Source organism: Amycolatopsis solani (assembly GCF_033441515.1).
GTDB lineage: Bacteria > Actinomycetota > Actinomycetes > Mycobacteriales > Pseudonocardiaceae > Amycolatopsis > Amycolatopsis solani.
Window position 1 is genome coordinate 523,704 of record NZ_JAWQJT010000004.1, and the last position, 16,209, is coordinate 539,912.

The 16,209-nt window shown below is 72.5% G+C and carries 17 protein-coding genes; 12 read left to right on the forward strand and 5 right to left on the reverse strand.

Annotation, left to right across the window (positions count from 1 at the left end; genetic code table 11):
• Positions 1 to 93 precede the first annotated feature (93 nt).
• The 3 genes from SD460_RS46600 to SD460_RS46610 all read left to right on the forward strand — a co-directional run bounded on the left by SD460_RS46600 (position 94) and on the right by SD460_RS46610 (position 2,534).
• Entirely contained in the window at positions 94 to 894 is an 801-nt protein-coding gene (locus SD460_RS46600) for an IclR family transcriptional regulator (protein WP_290062255.1), read from the forward strand.
• Positions 895 to 920: 26 nt separating this feature from the next.
• Positions 921 to 1,727: an NAD-dependent epimerase/dehydratase family protein gene (locus tag SD460_RS46605; RefSeq protein WP_290062256.1), complete on the forward strand. Its 807-nt coding sequence runs from the start codon at positions 921 to 923 to the stop codon at positions 1,725 to 1,727.
• 75 nt (positions 1,728 to 1,802) lie between these two features.
• A complete protein-coding gene (locus tag SD460_RS46610) occupies positions 1,803 to 2,534 on the forward strand; it encodes a polysaccharide deacetylase family protein (protein WP_290062257.1) in 732 nt (243 codons plus the stop codon).
• On the opposite strand, the gene SD460_RS46615 is transcribed toward SD460_RS46610, so the two are convergent.
• Positions 2,476 to 3,456, reverse strand: a complete 981-nt coding sequence (locus SD460_RS46615; protein WP_318307804.1) for a histidine kinase — start codon at positions 3,454 to 3,456, stop codon at positions 2,476 to 2,478. The genes SD460_RS46610 and SD460_RS46615 overlap by 59 nt on opposite strands.
• A gap of 24 nt (positions 3,457 to 3,480) precedes the next feature.
• Here SD460_RS46615 and SD460_RS46620 point away from each other — a divergent pair, with 24 nt between their 5' ends.
• Genes SD460_RS46620 through SD460_RS46630 form a run of 3 tightly spaced genes read left to right on the forward strand, consistent with a single transcriptional unit; the run spans position 3,481 to position 5,250 of the window.
• Complete coding sequence (locus SD460_RS46620; RefSeq protein WP_290062614.1) at positions 3,481 to 4,056, forward strand: LuxR C-terminal-related transcriptional regulator; 576 nt, start codon at positions 3,481 to 3,483, stop codon at positions 4,054 to 4,056.
• 52 nt (positions 4,057 to 4,108) lie between these two features.
• Positions 4,109 to 4,627, forward strand: a complete 519-nt coding sequence (locus tag SD460_RS46625) for a hypothetical protein (RefSeq protein WP_318307805.1) — start codon at positions 4,109 to 4,111, stop codon at positions 4,625 to 4,627.
• Positions 4,624 to 5,250 carry a hypothetical protein gene (locus tag SD460_RS46630; protein ID WP_290062612.1) on the forward strand — a complete coding sequence of 209 codons (627 nt, stop codon included), beginning with the start codon at positions 4,624 to 4,626 and terminating at the stop codon, positions 5,248 to 5,250. Before SD460_RS46625 ends, SD460_RS46630 begins: the two co-directional genes overlap by 4 nt.
• Here SD460_RS46630 and SD460_RS46635 read toward each other — a convergent pair.
• The gene (locus tag SD460_RS46635; protein WP_290062611.1) at positions 5,240 to 5,857 is read right to left on the reverse strand and encodes a TetR/AcrR family transcriptional regulator; all 618 of its coding nucleotides are present in this window, start codon (positions 5,855 to 5,857) and stop codon (positions 5,240 to 5,242) included. The genes SD460_RS46630 and SD460_RS46635 overlap by 11 nt on opposite strands.
• A gap of 67 nt (positions 5,858 to 5,924) precedes the next feature.
• On the opposite strand from SD460_RS46635, the gene SD460_RS46640 reads away from it, so the two are divergent.
• The 3 genes from SD460_RS46640 to SD460_RS46650 are packed head-to-tail and all read left to right on the forward strand — an operon-like array spanning position 5,925 to position 8,225.
• Positions 5,925 to 6,545 (forward strand): MSMEG_1061 family FMN-dependent PPOX-type flavoprotein, encoded by a 621-nt coding sequence (locus SD460_RS46640; protein WP_290062610.1) that lies wholly within the window; start codon positions 5,925 to 5,927, stop codon positions 6,543 to 6,545.
• A 1-nt stretch (position 6,546) separates the two neighbouring features.
• Positions 6,547 to 7,428 (forward strand): PDR/VanB family oxidoreductase, encoded by an 882-nt coding sequence (locus SD460_RS46645; RefSeq protein ID WP_290062609.1) that lies wholly within the window; start codon positions 6,547 to 6,549, stop codon positions 7,426 to 7,428.
• The gene (locus tag SD460_RS46650) at positions 7,428 to 8,225 is read left to right on the forward strand and encodes a siderophore-interacting protein (RefSeq protein ID WP_290062608.1); all 798 of its coding nucleotides are present in this window, start codon (positions 7,428 to 7,430) and stop codon (positions 8,223 to 8,225) included. Before SD460_RS46645 ends, SD460_RS46650 begins: the two co-directional genes overlap by 1 nt.
• Before the next feature lie 23 nt (positions 8,226 to 8,248).
• Here the strand turns inward: SD460_RS46650 and SD460_RS46655 are convergent, their stop codons facing one another.
• A complete protein-coding gene (locus tag SD460_RS46655) occupies positions 8,249 to 8,500 on the reverse strand; it encodes a hypothetical protein (RefSeq protein ID WP_318307806.1) in 252 nt (83 codons plus the stop codon).
• 31 nt (positions 8,501 to 8,531) lie between these two features.
• Between SD460_RS46655 and SD460_RS46660 the strand changes: the two genes are divergently transcribed.
• The 3 genes from SD460_RS46660 (at position 8,532) to SD460_RS46670 (ending at position 12,953) form a co-directional block, all read left to right on the forward strand.
• Positions 8,532 to 9,398, forward strand: coding sequence for a helix-turn-helix domain-containing protein (locus SD460_RS46660; protein ID WP_290057554.1), 867 nt, complete (start codon positions 8,532 to 8,534; stop codon positions 9,396 to 9,398).
• A gap of 73 nt (positions 9,399 to 9,471) precedes the next feature.
• Positions 9,472 to 11,214 carry a maleylacetate reductase and hydroxyquinol 1,2-dioxygenase domain-containing protein gene (locus tag SD460_RS46665; RefSeq protein WP_290057555.1) on the forward strand — a complete coding sequence of 581 codons (1,743 nt, stop codon included), beginning with the start codon at positions 9,472 to 9,474 and terminating at the stop codon, positions 11,212 to 11,214.
• Complete coding sequence (locus SD460_RS46670; protein WP_290057556.1) at positions 11,211 to 12,953, forward strand: FAD-dependent monooxygenase; 1,743 nt, start codon at positions 11,211 to 11,213, stop codon at positions 12,951 to 12,953. The genes SD460_RS46665 and SD460_RS46670 overlap by 4 nt, the downstream gene beginning before the upstream one ends.
• On the opposite strand, the gene SD460_RS46675 is transcribed toward SD460_RS46670, so the two are convergent.
• Positions 12,954 to 13,856 (reverse strand): peptidylprolyl isomerase, encoded by a 903-nt coding sequence (locus SD460_RS46675; RefSeq protein ID WP_318307807.1) that lies wholly within the window; start codon positions 13,854 to 13,856, stop codon positions 12,954 to 12,956.
• Between the two features lie 66 nt (positions 13,857 to 13,922).
• The gene (locus tag SD460_RS46680; RefSeq protein ID WP_290057558.1) at positions 13,923 to 16,196 is read right to left on the reverse strand and encodes a glycosyl hydrolase family 95 catalytic domain-containing protein; all 2,274 of its coding nucleotides are present in this window, start codon (positions 16,194 to 16,196) and stop codon (positions 13,923 to 13,925) included.
• Positions 16,197 to 16,209: the final 13 nt, after the last annotated feature.

A 16,209-nucleotide genomic window follows, 5' to 3' on the forward strand; every position in this document is an offset into this window, starting at 1 on the left:
TCTGTTATAGTGATTATGTTCATCCATAAGAACGTTGTTCGGGACGCTAATATGGCCGGAGTCACAAGTCAACGGCCGGACGGAGGAGCACAAATGCCGCAGAAGGTGGACACGGCGGAGGGTGCTCCCGCCGAGTCGTCGGGGGTGAAGTCCGCGCGCCGGGCCGTCGACCTCATCGAGACGTTCGCGGCGAACGACGTCTGGCTGTCGCTCTCGGACCTGCACGCGCGCACGGGCTTCCCCCGCTCGTCGCTGCACGGCCTGCTGCGGACGCTGCTGGAGGCCGGCTGGCTGGAGGCGGACACCAACACCGCCCGCTACCGGCTCGGCGTCCGCGCGCTGATCTGCGGCACGGCGTACCTGGACCGCGACGCCGTCGTCCCGTTCGCCACCGAGGCGCTCGAGCGCATCCGCGAGAAGACGGGCTTCACCGCGCACTTCGCGCGGCGCAACGGCACCGAGGTCGTCTACCTCGAGACGCGGGAGTCGCAGCGCTCCACGCACCTCGTCTCCCGCGTCGGCCGCACGCTGCCCACGCACGCGACCGCGCTGGGCAAGGCGCTGCTGGCCGAGCTGACGCACGACGAGATCGAGGCGCTGATGCCGGCGTCGCTGACCGCGCTGACCCCGAACACCATCACGACGCTCGAAGCGCTGCACGCCGAGTGCGCCGCGACGCGCGAGCGCGGGTACGCCGCCGAGGTCGAGGAGGGCACGCTGGGCGTCCGCTGCGTCGCCGCGGTGATCCCCTACCGGATCCCGGGCACCGACGCGATCAGCTGCTCGATGCCGATCTCCCAGGTGAGCGACGCCGACGCGCAGCGCGTCGGCGAGCTGCTCGCCGAAACCACCGCCGAGCTCGGGCAGCAGCTGCGCCGGGCCGGCATTCGCTGACCGCCGCCCTTACCGAGAGGAAATCCATGACGGACCAGCGTGTGCTCATCACCGGGTCGGCGGGGGTCGTCGGCACCCTGATGCGGCCCCGCTTGAAGCGCGACGGCCGCGTGCTGCGCCTGCTCGACCTGGCCCCGCAGACGGCGTCGGACGCCTCCGAAGAGGTCGTGACGGCTTCGGTGACCGACGCTTCGGCGATGGCGTCGGCGTGCGAAGGCGTGGACGCGCTGATCCACCTCGGCGGGCACAGCCGCGAGAACTCGTGGGAAGCGACCCTGGACGTCAACATCAACGGGACGCAGACGGTCCTGGAGGCGGCGCGCCAGGCCGGCATCACGCGGGTGATCCTGGCTTCCAGCAACCACGCGGTGGGCTTCCGCCGCAACGACGAGGACCTGCCGGCGGACTCGTCCCCGCGCCCGGACACGTACTACGGCGTCTCCAAGGCGGCGATCGAGGCGCTGGGCAGCCTGTACCACTCGCGCTTCGGCATGGACGTCATCGTGATCCGGATCGGCTCCTGCTTCGAGACGCCGTTGCCGCTGGGCCCGCGCGGCCTGACGACGTGGCTGTCCCCGGACGACGGGGCCCGGCTGTTCGAGGCCTGCCTGTCGGCGCCGTCGCCGGGGTACCGGCTGATCTGGGGCGTCTCGGACAACACGCGCCGGATCTACTCGCTGGCCGAGGCGGAGGCGCTGGGCTACAAGTCCCTGGACGACGCCGAGGTGTACGCGGAGCAGCTGGCGTCGAAGCCCGCACCCACCGGGGCGGCGGCCGAGTACGTGGGCGGCCCGTTCTGCACCGCTCCCCTGGGTGTCTTCAACCCGCTCTGACGTCCTACGGAAGCCGCGGAGGTACTAGTACCTTCGCGGCTTCCTCGGCTCTCCGGGCGAAGCCAGGGTGGCGCCATGATCTTGAAATCCCGCCGCGCGCGGAAGTGGACGATCGTCGTGGCGAGCGTGCTCGTCGTGGTCCTGGGCGCCGCGTTCACGCTGTTCGAGGTGTCGAAGTCGCGGACGTTCCAGTTCTTCGGAACCCTGGTGAACCGGGTCGAGACGGACGAGAAGATCGTCGCCCTCACCTTCGACGACGGGCCCGACCCCGCCGGGACCCAGGCCATCCTGGACACGCTGCGCCGCCGCCAGGTGCCGGCCACGTTCTTCCTCATCGGCCGGGACATCGCCGCGCACCCGGACCTCGCCCGCGCGATCGCGGCGGCCGGCCACGAGATCGGGAACCACAGCTTCAGCCACGACCGGATGATCGGCGTGACCCCGGCCTGGGTCGCCGACGAGGTCGAAGCCACCGACGCCCTCATCCGCGCCACCGGCTACCCCGGCGAGATCCACTTCCGGCCGCCGAACGGGAAGAAGCTCTTCGCCCTCCCGCACTACCTCGCGTCGCACGACCGCACCACGATCACCTGGGACGTCGAGCCCGATTCCGACGGGACGCCGGACGCCGCGAGCGTCGAGCAGGCCGCCGTCGACCAGGTCCGGCCCGGCTCGATCGTGCTGCTGCACGCCATGTACGCCGCGCGAGGGCAGACCCGGCAGGCGATCGGGCCGATCGTCGACCGGCTCAAGCAGCGCGGCTACCGGTTCGTGACCGTGTCGCAGCTGCTGGCAGCTCGACGCTGACGACCCACTCGCCGTCGCGCGGGCCGTAGGACAACCCGCCCGCGGCCTGCTCCGCCAGGCCGGCCAGTCCGTAGCCGCCGCCCGGGCGCGGCGTTCCCTTGAGCGCGTTGCGCGCGGTGATCTTCACCCGCTCGCCGGGTTCGACGTCGAACCGCAGCCGGACGCCGGGGCCGTTGTGCCGCAACGCGTTCACGGCCGTCTCCGCGACGAACCGCTCGGCCAGCTCCCGCAGCGGACGCGGCAGCGCGGGCAGCACCGGGTCGCGGTCGAGGACCAGGCCCGCGGTGCGCAGCCGGGCCAGCACCTCGGCGAGGTCCGGCGCTCGCTCGTCGTCGGCACGCAGGTCGTCGAGCGTGCGGCGGACCAGCGTGAGCGCGCCGCGCCCGGCGGCCAGGAGGGTGTCGAGGCGCTCGCGGTCGGCGTCGGTCAGGTCGCCGACCGCGCGCAGGGTTTCGGCCTGCACCAGCATGACGGCCGTGGTCTGGGCGAGGGTGTCGTGCAGCCGGCGGGCGGCGCGCTCGGCCCGGTCGGCCAGCGCGCGACGGCGTTCGGCGCCGAGCAGCCAGGCGACCGCGCAGATCGTGACGGCCAGGAACGTGCCGTCGAAGGGCCCCTTGGCTGGGAACACGGCCGCACCGACGGCGAGGGCCGCCGCGGCCGCGAGCCACCGCTGCGGTGTGCTGTAGAGCGCGAGCAGCACCGGGACGTACATCGTGTTGCGCGGCTGGTCGAGCAGCAGGTGCCCGGCCGTCGCCAGGGTGACGGCCACCAGCACGGCGGCGGGCGCGCGCCGCGACCACAGCAGCGGGACCAGCTGCACCGCGCTGAGCAGCGCCGCGACCCAGCCCTGGTGCGGGGTCCAGGCGCCGCCGGCGAAGAACACCGCCGCGGCCGCGGCCGTCGTGACGAAGGACTGGCGCATGCGCCCGACAGTAGAGTGCCCGGCATGATCCGGGTCCAGGTCGTCGACGACCACGCGCTCGTGCGCGAGGGCATCGCCCTGATCCTGGCGGCGCGGCCGGACGTCGACGTCGTCGCGCAGTACGCGAGCGGGCCGGAGCTGCTCGCGTCGCCGGTCGAGGCCGACGTCGTGCTGCTCGACCTGTACCTGCCCGGGATGGACGGCCTCGAAGTCCTGCGCCGGCTGGGTCCTGCGCCGAGGGTGCTGATGCTGACCACGATCGGCCGGCCTCGTGAAATCCGTGAAGCGCTCAACGCGGGCGCGGCCGGGTTCGTGCTGAAGGACTCGTCCGGCGACGAGCTGGCGGCCGCGGTCCGGGCCGCGCACCAGGGCGTGACCGCGCTGAGCCCGGCGGTGGCGTCGGCACTGAGCGCGGGCGGCGCGCTGACGCCGAGAGAGCGGGACGTGCTGGAACTGCTCGGCGAAGGACTGTCCAACCGGGACATCGCGACCCGGCTGCGGCTGGCCGAACGGACGGTGAAGGTGCACGTCGGCAACGTCCTGGCCAAGCTGGGCGTCACGAGCCGCACTCAGGCGGCGCTGCTGGCCAGGGACCGGTGATCGCGGCCGGCTTGTACGTCCCCTGTACGAGCCTGGCTTAGCGTCGCGCGCCATGTCGAAGAAACTGCTGGCGCTGGGCGTGTTCGCCGCCCTCGCCACCACGGCGTTCACCGCCACCGACGCGGCCGCCGCGCCGAAGACCTACTACGTCGACCAGGTTTCCGGCAGCGACACCGCGGCCGGGACGTCGCAGTCGGCGCCGTGGAAGTCGCTCGGCAAGGTCGCCGCGACCACCCTCGCGCCCGGGGACACCGTGCTGCTGCGCCGCGGCCGGACCTGGACCGGCGGGCTCGCCGTCCGCGGCTCCGGCAGCGCGGCCGCCCCGGTGACCATCGGCGCCTACGGCACCGGGGCGCGCCCGATCGTCCAAGGGAACGACGAAGCCTGCGTCGACCTGCCCGGCAACTACATCACCGTGCAGGACCTGCAGGTCGGCGTCGCGGCCGACGCCGGGCGCTGCTCCTGGGCGGGCGTCGAGGTCGGCGGGGACCACGACAAGGTGCTCTCGAACTACATCACCGGCGCCGGCACCGAGGACACGCAGAACACCTTGTCGACAACAACCACATGACCGTCGCGACGCCGGGCGGCAGCGACGACTCGGGGGCGTTCGCGATCCTGGTGCCGGGCAACGGATCCGACATCGGCTGGAACCGGATCAGCGGGTCGATAGCGGTGAGCGACGACTTCGGCGGCCTCGACGGCGCCGCGGTCGAGATCTTCTACCACTCCGGCAACGTCACCCACCACAACATCGCCGAGGACAGCGAGTCCTTCACCGAGCTCGGCACAGACGCCGACGGCCGGAACGGCCCCGTGACCGGCACCGCCTTCCGCAACAACTCGGTCTGGCTGGGCAACGCCGAATCCGAGGGCTTCGTCTGTTACGGCGGCTGCACGAACCAGACGCTGAAGCTCACCCAGAACGTCGTCCAGGCCGCCATGAAGGTCGGGTACGCCGACAGCGGCTGGACCGCCACCGACCACAACGTCTTCTTCGGCGGGCAGCGGCAGTTCACGCCGGGCGCCACGGACGAGGTCGCCGACCCGAAGTTCACGTCGGCCACGAACCTGGTCCTCACCGCGGGCAGCCCGGCGATCGGCCTCGGCACGGCGAAGTACGCGGACGTCGACGTCGACGGCACCGCGATCGGCACGCGGATCGACGCGGGCGCCTACCAGTTCACCCCGTGACGTACCGGGTCAGCATCGCGACCATCTCGTTCTCCAGCCTTCCGGGGTCCATCGGTTCGTGGTCGGCCACGAGCTGGTGGACGACCAGCTCGGTCGTCGTGACGACCAGCCGGGCCGCCGTCGCGATGTCGGCGACCCGGACCTCGGGGTGGGTCTCGAACAGCTCCTCGACGTAGCTGACCAGCGACTGCTTGAGCCGCGCGACCTTTTCGAGGAGCTCGGCCGAGCGCGGGGCCTGCTCCATCAGCAGGCGCAGCAGCTGCGGGTCGCCGAGGTGGGTTTCGATCGCGCCGCGGACGAAGACGCGGAAGATTTCCTCGATCGAGCCGGGCAGCTCCGCGCGCTGGATCCGTTCCGTGGCGGCGGCGCCTTCGTCGAGGTGGCGGACCAGCAGCTCGGCCAGGATCGAGTCCTTGTTCGGGAAGTACTGGTACAGCGAGCCGATGGAGATGCCGGCCCGCTCGGCGATGCGGTTGGTGGTGCCCGCGGCGTAGCCGTGCTCGCCGAAAACGTGAGCAGCCGCGGTCAGGATCCGCTGCCGGGTCAGCTCGGCGCGGACCTGACGCGGCTGTTTACGTGCCTGGATGCGACGCTCGCCCAAGCTCACGGCTCCTCCTCTCGCGCGCCTCGAAAGCGAGTAGCGCAGGATCTGAGTATTTGCTCATAATTGTGTCATGACCAGCACAAACATGCTGCGCCGCGTGACCATGGCCGAGGTGCGGTCCCGGCTGGGCGAGCCCGAAGCCATGATCGAGGCCAAGATCGGCGACCGCATCGACCGGCACGCCCGGCGCTTCATCGCCCACTCGCCGTTCCTGACGCTGGCCACCGCCGACGCCGCGGGCCGTGCCGACTGCTCGCCCCGCGGCGACTACCCCGGGTTCGTGAAGGTCCTCGACGAACGCACCCTCGCCATGCCCGACCGCACCGGCAACAAGATCGCCGACTCCTTCCGCAACATCGCCGAGAACGACGGTGTCGGGCTGCTCTTCTTCGTCCCCGGCACCCGGGAAACCCTGCGCGTCAACGGCAGCGCGTACGTCACCGACGAGCCCGACGTCCTGGCCCGGATGCGCACCGAGGCGAAGGAGCCGATGCTCGCCATCGTCATCGAGGTCGAGCAGGTGTACTTCCACTGCGGCCGCGCGCTGATCCGCTCGCGGCTGTGGAACCCGGCGAGCCAGGCGCTGGCCGCGGAGCTGCCTTCGGTGGGCGAGGTCGCCGCCGAGGCGATGGGCGGCGACCCCGAACTCCTCGAGCGGATGCTCGAAGAGGGCTACCGGAAGCTGTACTGACATGCAGAAGACGATCCTGGACCGCGTCGAGCGCGTCGCCGACGACGTCGTCTCCCTCGTGCTGCGTGGCGACGAAGGCGATCTGGCCCCGTGGGAGCCCGGCGCGCACATCGACCTCGCGCTGCCGAACTGGCTGACCCGGCAGTACTCGCTCTGCGGCGACCCCGCGGACCGCTCCGCCTACCGGATCGCGGTCCGGCACGACCCGCTCAGCCGCGGCGGCTCGGAGTACGTCCACCTGTACCTGCGCCCCGGCCGGACCCTGGAAGTTTCGGTGCCGCGCAACCACTTCCCGCTGGTGGCCGCCCCGGAATACCTGTTCGTGGCCGGCGGCATCGGGATCACGCCGATCATCCCGATGCTGCGGGCCGCCGGCACCCGGGCGACGCTGGTGTACGCGGGCCGCTCGGCTTCGACGATGCCGTTCGCGGCGGACCTCGTGGCCGCGTACGGCGAACGCGTGCGGCTGTACTCCGAGGAACGGCCGGACCTCGCGGCGCTGGCGGCGGAGTTCCCGGCGGCGGAGGTCTACTGCTGCGGCCCGGCGTCCATGGTGGACGCGGCCGAAGCGCTGTTCCCGCGCGTGCACACCGAACGCTTCCAGCCCACCCGGCGCGTCTTCGGGCCGGACACCCCGTTCGAGGTGGTGTGCGCCCGATCCGAGCAGACCCTCCGGGTCCCGGCCGACGAATCGCTGCTCGACGTGCTGAACCACGCCGGGAAGCCGGTGCCGTCCGGCTGCCGCGAGGGCGTCTGCGGCAGCTGCGAACTCTCCGTCCTCGACGGCGACCCCGAGCACCGCGACGACATCGGCGCGCCGGCCGGGCGGATGTACCCGTGCGTGTCGCGTGCCTCGTCGCCCCGGCTCGTGCTGGACGTCTGATGATCCCGAAGGTGCGCCGCCCGAAGACGCGACGGATGATCACGCTCGAAGTCCGCGCGAACACCGCACCGAGCCCGGCGTTCCGGACCATCACCCTCGGCGGCCCGGCCCTCGCGGACTTCGAACCGGCGGGCGACGACCAGGCCGTGCGCCTGTTCTTCCCCCGCGACGGCCAAGCCGGCCTGCGGATGCCCACGCGCGACAACGAGGGCTGGATGGCCGAGGTGCTGATGCTGCCGAAGTCGCGCCGCCCGTGGGTCCGCAACTACACGATCCGGCGCGCCCGCCCCGGCGAGATCGACATCGAGTTCGCCCTCCACGACGGCGACGCCCCGGCGGCTTCGTGGGCCCGCACCGCGCGCCCCGGCGATCCGGCGGGCATCTTCGACATGGGCGTGAGCTACCTGCCGCCGCCCGGGGTGGCGTGGCAGCTGCTGGCCGGCGACGAGAGCGCGGTGCCGGCGATACTGGCGATCCTCGAAGGCGCGCGGTCCGACCTGGTCGCGGAGGTGTTCCTGGAGGTGCCGTCGACGGCAGACGTCCGGGACCTCGACCCGCCACCGGGCGTGCGGGTGCACTGGCTGCCGCGGGACGAGCCCGGCCGCCGCCCGGGCACGCTGGCGCTCAAGACGATCGAGGCGGCGGACCTCCCGGAGGGGCGCGCGTACACGTGGGTGGCCGGGGAAAGCGCGCTGGCCACGGGCGTCCGGCGCCACCTGGTGCGCGAGCGCGGCTGGCCGAAGCCGGACATCGCGTTCCTCGGCTACTGGCGCCACGGCCGCGCGGCCCCGGGCTGAGCCACGATCGCCGCCGCGCCGGGTCACCCACGTACACCGCCCGGCCGGGCCCCCCACGCGCGGCCGCCGGGCACCAGGTACCCGGCCTCGAGCTGAACCAGCGCGATCGCCGCCACCGCGCCGGGCCACCCACGCGCCCGGCCGGCTAGGCCGGGCGCCGGGCCGCCCCACGCGCGCCACCGGCCGGCCAGGTCGGGCAGCAGCAGCCCGGCGGCGGCTGGCACCAGCCCGAGCGAATCGTCCGGCTGGGTACCGCGGTGCTGCTCGCGTACCATCGCGGGCAGCCTCGACGTCGAGGAGGCAGGCGTGGGCGAACTCGGGCTGGCCGACACCAACGGCATCCTCGCGCTGCCCTGGGTCCGCCCCGAACGCACCTCCGCCGGGCTCGGCTGGGACCGCGTCTACGTCTCCAAGCAGCGCGAACGCCCCTACCGCGCCGAGTTCGGCGCCGCACGCAGCCATCAGCTGATCCTGCACCTCGACGGGCCTGTGACGGTCCGGCGCGGCGTCGGCACGCCTCGCGAGCAGAGCCGCCGGATGCCCGTCGGCGGGTTGTTCCTTCAGCCCTCGCACGCGGAGCTGTCCGTCGAGCTCGGCGGTGAGCTCGACACCGTGCACGTCTACGTCGACGACGACGCCGTGCAGGAGGCCGCCGGGGGAAGCGTGCGGCTCGCCGAGGAGCTGGGCAGCTCGGATCCCCTGCTCGAACAGCTCGTGCTGAGCCTCGACGGCGTCGTCCGCGACTGGGAGCCCAGCGCTCGCACCTACGCCGACCAGCTCGGGGCGCTCGTCGCCGCGCAGCTGGTCCGGCGGCACCGCGCCGGGCCGGTCGCCGCGCCCGTCGCGCGGGGGCTTTCGGACCGGCAGTTCGCGCGCGTCCGCGATCTGATGACCGAGCGCCTCGCCGAAGCGGTGCCGCTCGCCGAGCTGGCCGCGCTCGCCGGGCTGAGCGTCAGCCAGTTCTCGCGGCAGTTCAAGGCGCGCACCGGCCTGCCGCCGCACCGGTTCCTGCTGCGCCTGCGCGTCGAGCGGGCGGGGCTGCTGCTGCGCACCGGCGACGACCCGATCGCCGACATCGCCGCCCGCTGCGGCTTCTCCCACCAGGAGCACCTGACGCGCGTGCTGCGCGCCCAGCTCGGCACCACCCCGGCCGCGCTGCGCCGGGCGGGCTGACTCGCGCGTTTCGTGCCGTCCGGCAGCAGGAACGTGCAGGACCCGGGCTCGTCCGCGCCGGATACTGCGTCGCATGACCTCGTTCAGCTACGCCGCGAACCCCGTCCGGGTGGTCTTCGGCTCGCTCGGCACCCTCGGCGACGAAGCCGGCCGCCTCGGGCTGAGCCGGGTGCTGCTGGTCGGCGGCGCGCGGTTCGGTGACCGGGCCGCGGCGGCGCTCGGCCCGCGCCTGGCCGCCCGGTTCGAAGAGCCGGCCATGCACACCCCGGTCGACGTCACCGAGCGCGCGCTCAAGGTCGTCGCCGAGCACGACGTCGACGGCGTCGTCGCGATCGGCGGCGGTTCCGCCACCGGGCTGGCCAAGGCCATCGCGCTGCACACCGACCTGCCGCAGCTGATCGTCCCGACGACCTACGCGGGTTCCGAACTCACCTCCGTGCTCGGCCAGACGGCCGACGGCCGCAAGACCACGCAGAAGACCTCGAAGGTCCGGCCCGAGGCCGTCCTCTACGACGTCGATCTGACGCTGTCCCTGCCGGTGCCCCTCTCGGCGGCCAGCGGGCTCAACGCACTGGCCCACGCGGTGGAAGCGACCTACGCGCCGGACGCCAACCCGATGACCGACCTGTTCGCCGCGGAGGCCAAGCGGCTGCTCGTGAGCGCACTCCCCCGCATCGCGGCGGATCCGTCCGATGTGGACGCGCGGACCGACGCGCTGCGCGGCGCCTGGCTGGCCGGCTCGTGCCTCGACGCCGTCACGATGGGCCTGCACCACCAGCTCTGCCACCACCTCGGCGGCAAGTTCGGGCTGCCGCACGCGGAAACCCACGCCGTTCTCCTCCCGTACGTCATGGCGGAGAAAGGCCTGGACGACGCGAACGACGTCTTCGAGCTGGCCGCGTCCCTCCCGATCCCGCACTCGCTGGCCGAGCTGGGCCTCACCGAAGCCGACCTCGAGGGCGAACCGGAGCTGCTCCGCCAGGCTCTGCACGGCACCCGTCCCGCCGCGCCGCCGAGCCTCAAGGCGCTGACGAAGCAGGTGGCCGACAGCTTCGCCGGCGCCCCGGACCGCGTGCGCACCCTCCTCACCGACCTGGTCGAAACCCTGCACGGCTACGCCATCCGCACCGACCTCACGCAGGACGAGTGGGAGTACGCGATCGGTTTCCTCACCCGCGCCGGGCACATCACCACCGACACCCGCCAGGAGTTCATCCTGCTGTCGGACACCCTCGGCGTCTCCAGCGTCGTCGACGTCCTGACCAACTCGCGGACGCCGGACACGACGCCGTCGGCCGTGCTCGGCCCCTTCTACGTCGAGGGACCACCCGAGACCCCGCAGGGCGCCGACATCGCGGAAGGCTTGCCGGGCACGCCCCTGTCGGCCGACATCCTCGTCACCGACACGCAGGACGTGCCGGTCGCCGGCGCGATCGTCGACGTCTGGCAGTCCAATGAGGACGGTTTCTACGACGTCCAGCTGCCCGACCTGGACGGCCCGGTGCTGCGGGCGCGGTTCCGCACCGACGCCGAGGGGCGGCTGCGGTTCCGGACGATCGTGCCCAGCGCGTACCCGATCCCCGCCGACGGCCCGGTCGGCGAGATGCTGACCGCCGTCGGACGGCACCCGTACCGCGCCCCGCACGTGCACTTCATGATCGCCAAGCCCGGCTACCGCACGCTGATCACCCAGCTGTTCGTCGCCGGCGGCGAGTACCTCGACTCCGACACCGTGTTCGGCGTCAAGGACGGCCTGATCGTCGACTTCACCGACGGACTCGAGTTCACCTTCCGGATCTCAGGGAGCGGTGCATGAGCTACGACACCGACGTCATCGTGGTCGGCAGCGGCCCGGCCGGCGGCGCCGCGGCCCTGCTGCTCGCCACCTACGGCGTCCCCACGGTGCTCGCCACCAAGTACGGCTGGACGGCGAACACGCCCCGCGCGCACATCACCAACCAGCGCACCATGGAGGTGCTGCGCGACCTCGGCGTCGAGGACAAGGCCCTCGCCATCGGCACGCCGCCGGAACTGATGGGCGACACCGTGCTCTGCACGTCGCTGACCGGGCCGGAGATCGGCCGGATCGCCAGCTGGGGCACCGGCGACCGGTCGGCGGCCGAGTACACCGCCGCCAGCCCGTGCCACATGATCGACCTGCCGCAGACCTACCTCGAGCCGATCCTGGCGGGCGAAGCCGCCGCGCGCGGTGCGAAACTGCGGCTGGACACCGAATTCCTCGACTTCACGCAGGACGGCGACGGCGTCACCGCCCGGTTCCGCGACCGCGTCCGCGGCGACGAGTTCACGTTGCGCGCCCAATACCTGATCGGCGCGGACGGCGCCCGCAGCCGCGTCGCCGACCAGGCCGGCCTGCCGATCGCCGGGCAGACCGGCAAGGCGGGGAGCATGAACATCACGTTCACCGCCGACCTCGCGCCGTACGTGGCCCACCGGCCGAGCGTCCTGTACTGGGTGATGCGGCCGGGCGCGCACCTCGGCGGGATCGGGATGGGCCTGGTCCGGATGGTCCGGCCGTGGAACGAATGGCTGCTGACCTGGGGCTACGACATCGAGCAGGCCCCGCCGGACGTCGACGTCGAGGAGGCGACGCGGCTGGTGCGCGACCTCGTCGGCGACCCGGACCTCGAGGTCGAGATCACCTCGACGTCGCTGTGGACGGTCAACCACAACTACGCCACCGAATACCGCAACGGCCGGGTGTTCTGCGCCGGGGACGCCGTGCACCGGCACCCGCCGTCCAACGGGCTCGGCTCCAACACGTCCGTCCAGGACTCCTACAACCTGGCCTGGAAGCTCGCGATGGTGCTGCGCGGCGAGGCGGGAGAGAGACTGCTGGACAGCTACAGCGCCGAACGGGCGCCGGTGGGCAAGCAGATCGTCGACCGGGCAAACCTCAGCCGCGACCAGTTCGGGCCGATCTTCGCCGCGCTCGGCATCGACGGCGGCACCGACGCCGACGGCATCACGGCCGGGCTCGAAACCTGCCTCGCGCCCACGGCCGAGGGCGCGCGCAAACGTCGTGAGCTGGAGCGGGCGATCGAGCTGAAGCACTACGAGTTCAACGCCCACGGCGTCGAGCTGGACCAGCGGTACGTCTCCGGCGCGGTGCTGCCCGACGGCGTCACGGCGGAATCGGACCGCGACCCCGAGCTGTTCCACCGGCCGAGCACCGAGCCGGGCGCGAAGCTGCCGCACGCCTGGCTCGTCGGCTCGCACGGCCGCCGTGTGTCCACTTTGGACCTCGTGGCCGGCGGTCGCTGGACGGTGCTGACCGGCCTCACCGGCACGCCGTGGCGGGACGCGGCGGCCAAGGTGGGCGCGGAACTGGGCCTCGACCTGCGGGCCGTCCGGATCGGCGACCCCGGCACCCGCGACGCCTACGGTGACTGGTCGCGGCTGAGCGGCATCGACGAGGACGGCTGCCTGCTGGTCCGCCCGGACGGCTACGTCGCCTGGCGCCAGGCCACCGCGGCACCCGACGCCGCCAAGGCCCTGCTCAGCGCGTTGCGGCAGGTCCTCGACCGGCCCTGATCACGGCGTGGTGGTGACCCCGGTGAACGTCACCGGGGTCTTCGGGGGCCCGCTGCCGTCGCCGATGCCCGGCTTCGAGGAGTCGATGCCGCCGCGGGCGACCTGGTCCAGGACGGCGAGGCCGGCGTCGTCGATGCTGCCGAAGACCGTGTACTCCGGCGGGATCTGCGTCTCGCCGAAGACCAGGAAGAACTGCGAACCGCCGGTGTCGGGCTGGCTCGTCTTCGCCATCGCCAGGATCCCGCGGCCGTAGGTCAGCTCGGGGAACACCTCGTCGCGGATCGTGTAGCCCGGGCCGCCGGTCCCGTCGCCGACCGGGTCGCCGCACTGCAGCATCTGCAGGCCGGCCGTCACCGAGAGCCGGTGGCACGACGTGCCGTCGTAGAAGCCCTGCTTCGCCAGGCTCACGAAGTTGACCACGGTGCACGGGGCCAACGCGCGGTCCAGCGTCAGCCCGATGGCACCCGCGCTCGTCGCGAGCCGCACGTCGACCGTCCCGGACGACGGTGCCGGGCCGTCCGGCGGCAGCCCGGCCTTCTTCGGCGCCGGCGCGCCGGGATCCGGGGTGAACGCGCAGGTCACCGGGTCGGCCAGCGGTTTCACCCGTTTCGGCATCGCGGCCCGGCCGCCGGGGATCGAAACCGGCGAGCTGACCGTGACCGGCGGGGTGGCCGAAGACGCCATCGCCGAGGACGTCGGCGCGGCGAAGAAACCACCGCCGGCCTGACCGTCCGGCTTGCGCAGGAACCCGGGGTAGCCCCAGGCCAGGAACGCCAGCACCATCACGACGACGACCACGACCGACCCGGTGACCAGCGCCATCGCCGTCGTCGAAGTCCGCTTCGGCGGTATCGGCGGCGGCCACTGGCCGTACTGCTGAGGCCGCTCCCCCGGCTCGCTCATGAACGCTCCCCTCGTCGAGAGCTCCATTCTGCCGCCGACGGCCGTTCCCCGGGCGAGAACGCCCGATCAGGGCAGCCCCCACGGTGAACTCGGCCCACCCGGCGTGACCGGCCGGACACCGAAGTCCGGCTTGTCCCCCTTCCGGTGGACGAACGCGTCCTCGCCACGCCCGAGTTCGACTTGGACGTCCCCGGTGGCCAGCCGCCGCCACCGGCGGGCCCGGCCGCGCGCGTCGGTCACGGCGAGCTCGCCCTCGATGCCCGGCCGCAGCACGCACGGCGCCCCGGCCTCGCTGTGCACCTTCAGCCAGCGGGTCCGGCCGCCGGCCCGGGACGCGCTGAGCAGGAACGCGCCCTCGGTGCGGAAGTCGCGCAGCGCGATGTCGCCCCACGCCGACGGGACCGCGGGGAACACCCGCAGCACGCCGCCCCAGCTCTGCACCAGCATGTCCTGCAACGACTTCGCCGCCGACAGCGGCGTTTCGATGACCGGCCCGGACTCCTTGTACATCGTGTTCGGCTGGATGTACCGCCGTTGCAGCTCGCCGAGGTAGAACGCGGCCTGGTCGCCGCGGAGCATCTGCGCCGAGATCGACGCGGCCCCGGTGAACGTGTAGCCCTGCAGCGCGCCTTCGAAGCCGACCCAGTGGTTCAGCGACGTTTCGATGATCTGGCGGTGTTCCGGCTGCTCCCAGGTGACGTCGTAGAGCGGGTAGATCTGCAGCAGGTGCGAGTAGTGCCGGTGCGACTTCGCGAACGGGACCCCGGCGCCGATCATGTAGCCGTTCGCATCGGCCGGGTAGGCCACGAGGTTCGCGAGGACGTCCCGCCACTTCGGGGCGAGCGCGTCACCGGGCGCGATCTCCAGGAGCGTCTTGCAGCCCCAGCGGATCAGCGAGAGGTCGTAGTTGCAGTCCGGGGCGTTGACGCCGTACTCGGGTGAGAACGTCGGCGGCAAGTGCAGCTTCCCGTCGGCGCCCGGAGCGAGGAAGTGCAGGTAGTAGTTGATTGCTTTGCGCAGCAAGGGGAACAGCGTGCCGGTCAGCAGGGTCCGGTCCATCGTGTGCCGGTAGGACAGCCACACGTTGTGCAGGGCCCAGGTCAGGTTGCCGACCTCCGGCGTCGGCGTGTCCTGCCCCGGGACGCCCACGGGGAACCCGCTGGTGGCGTTCGAAACGCCGTTGAGCAGGGTCATGTCGGTCGTGCGCGGGATCCCGGCCGAGTCGGCCTGGTACGGCTGCGCGACCTGGCTGGTGAGGTTCGCGCGGTACTTGCCGAGCGCGTAGCTGACGGCGTCCAGCTCCAGGTGGTTGGAGCCGTGGATCAGCCAGTATTCGAGCTGGACGTTGAGGTTCCACCAGGTCGCCGGCCACGGCGTGTTCTCCAGCCACGGCCCGGACGTCGCCATCACCGGTGCCTCGCGCCGGGCCGCCGACGCGACCTTGTAGAGCTGGATCCAGTAGAAGCTCTGCAGCCGGGTGTCCGGAATGGACAGGAAACTGCCCCGGTAGAAGTCGTGCCACCAGCGGCGGTGGTCCCGGGTCAGCTCGGCGAACGCGCCCGCGCGGCGGACCGTGGCGAGCGCACGGGCCACCGACGTCCGTTCCGGGTGCGACCACGCGACCGACGTGTACAGCGTGCGCGCGCCGCCGCGCGCCACCTCCCGCCAGGCCGTCACGTGCTCGCCGCCGGCCAGCAGCGGCTGGACGGCCAGGCGGGCGTCCCCGCTGGTCGTCAGGTTCACCGGCGGGTTGGCGGTGTAGCCCGCCGGCGGCGGCTTGTTCCACACCGGGTCGGCGCGCGGGCTGACCGCCACCGCCGGGTGGAACACCCACGCGAACCCGCGTTCGCCTTCGCTGGGCCGGACTTCGATCGCGAGCAACGACTGTCCGGTGTGGACGATCGCGCGCAGGCTCAGGCTGCCCGCCGTCGTCGTGATCGTGCCGGTCAGCTCGGCGTTCCACAGGTCCAGCCGCCAGTCGAGCGCGGTGATCGCGCCGACCGGCTCCAGCGTGAAGTACCCGATGGGCAGCCGGGCCAGGCCGAACAGCGACCCGAACTCCGGCCGGTGGTCCTGCACCTGGCTGTGCTGGACGTTGAAGCGGATCGCGTTGCGCCCGGGCTCGGCGTAGATCGCGGAGCCGAGGAACCCGTTGCCCAGGAACGGTCCCTCGTACCAGGTCTTCGGCAGCCGCCGCCAGTACAGGTCGGCGGTGCCCAGGAACCCGGCCCAGGAGAAGTCGTCGCCGCCCGGTTCCGCCGCCGCGGCCGCGGGGGCCAAGCCGGCGGCGGCCAGCCCGGCGAGCGCGCCGCCGAGCACGGTTCTGCGGGTGATGTCCATTCCGGCCTCCTCG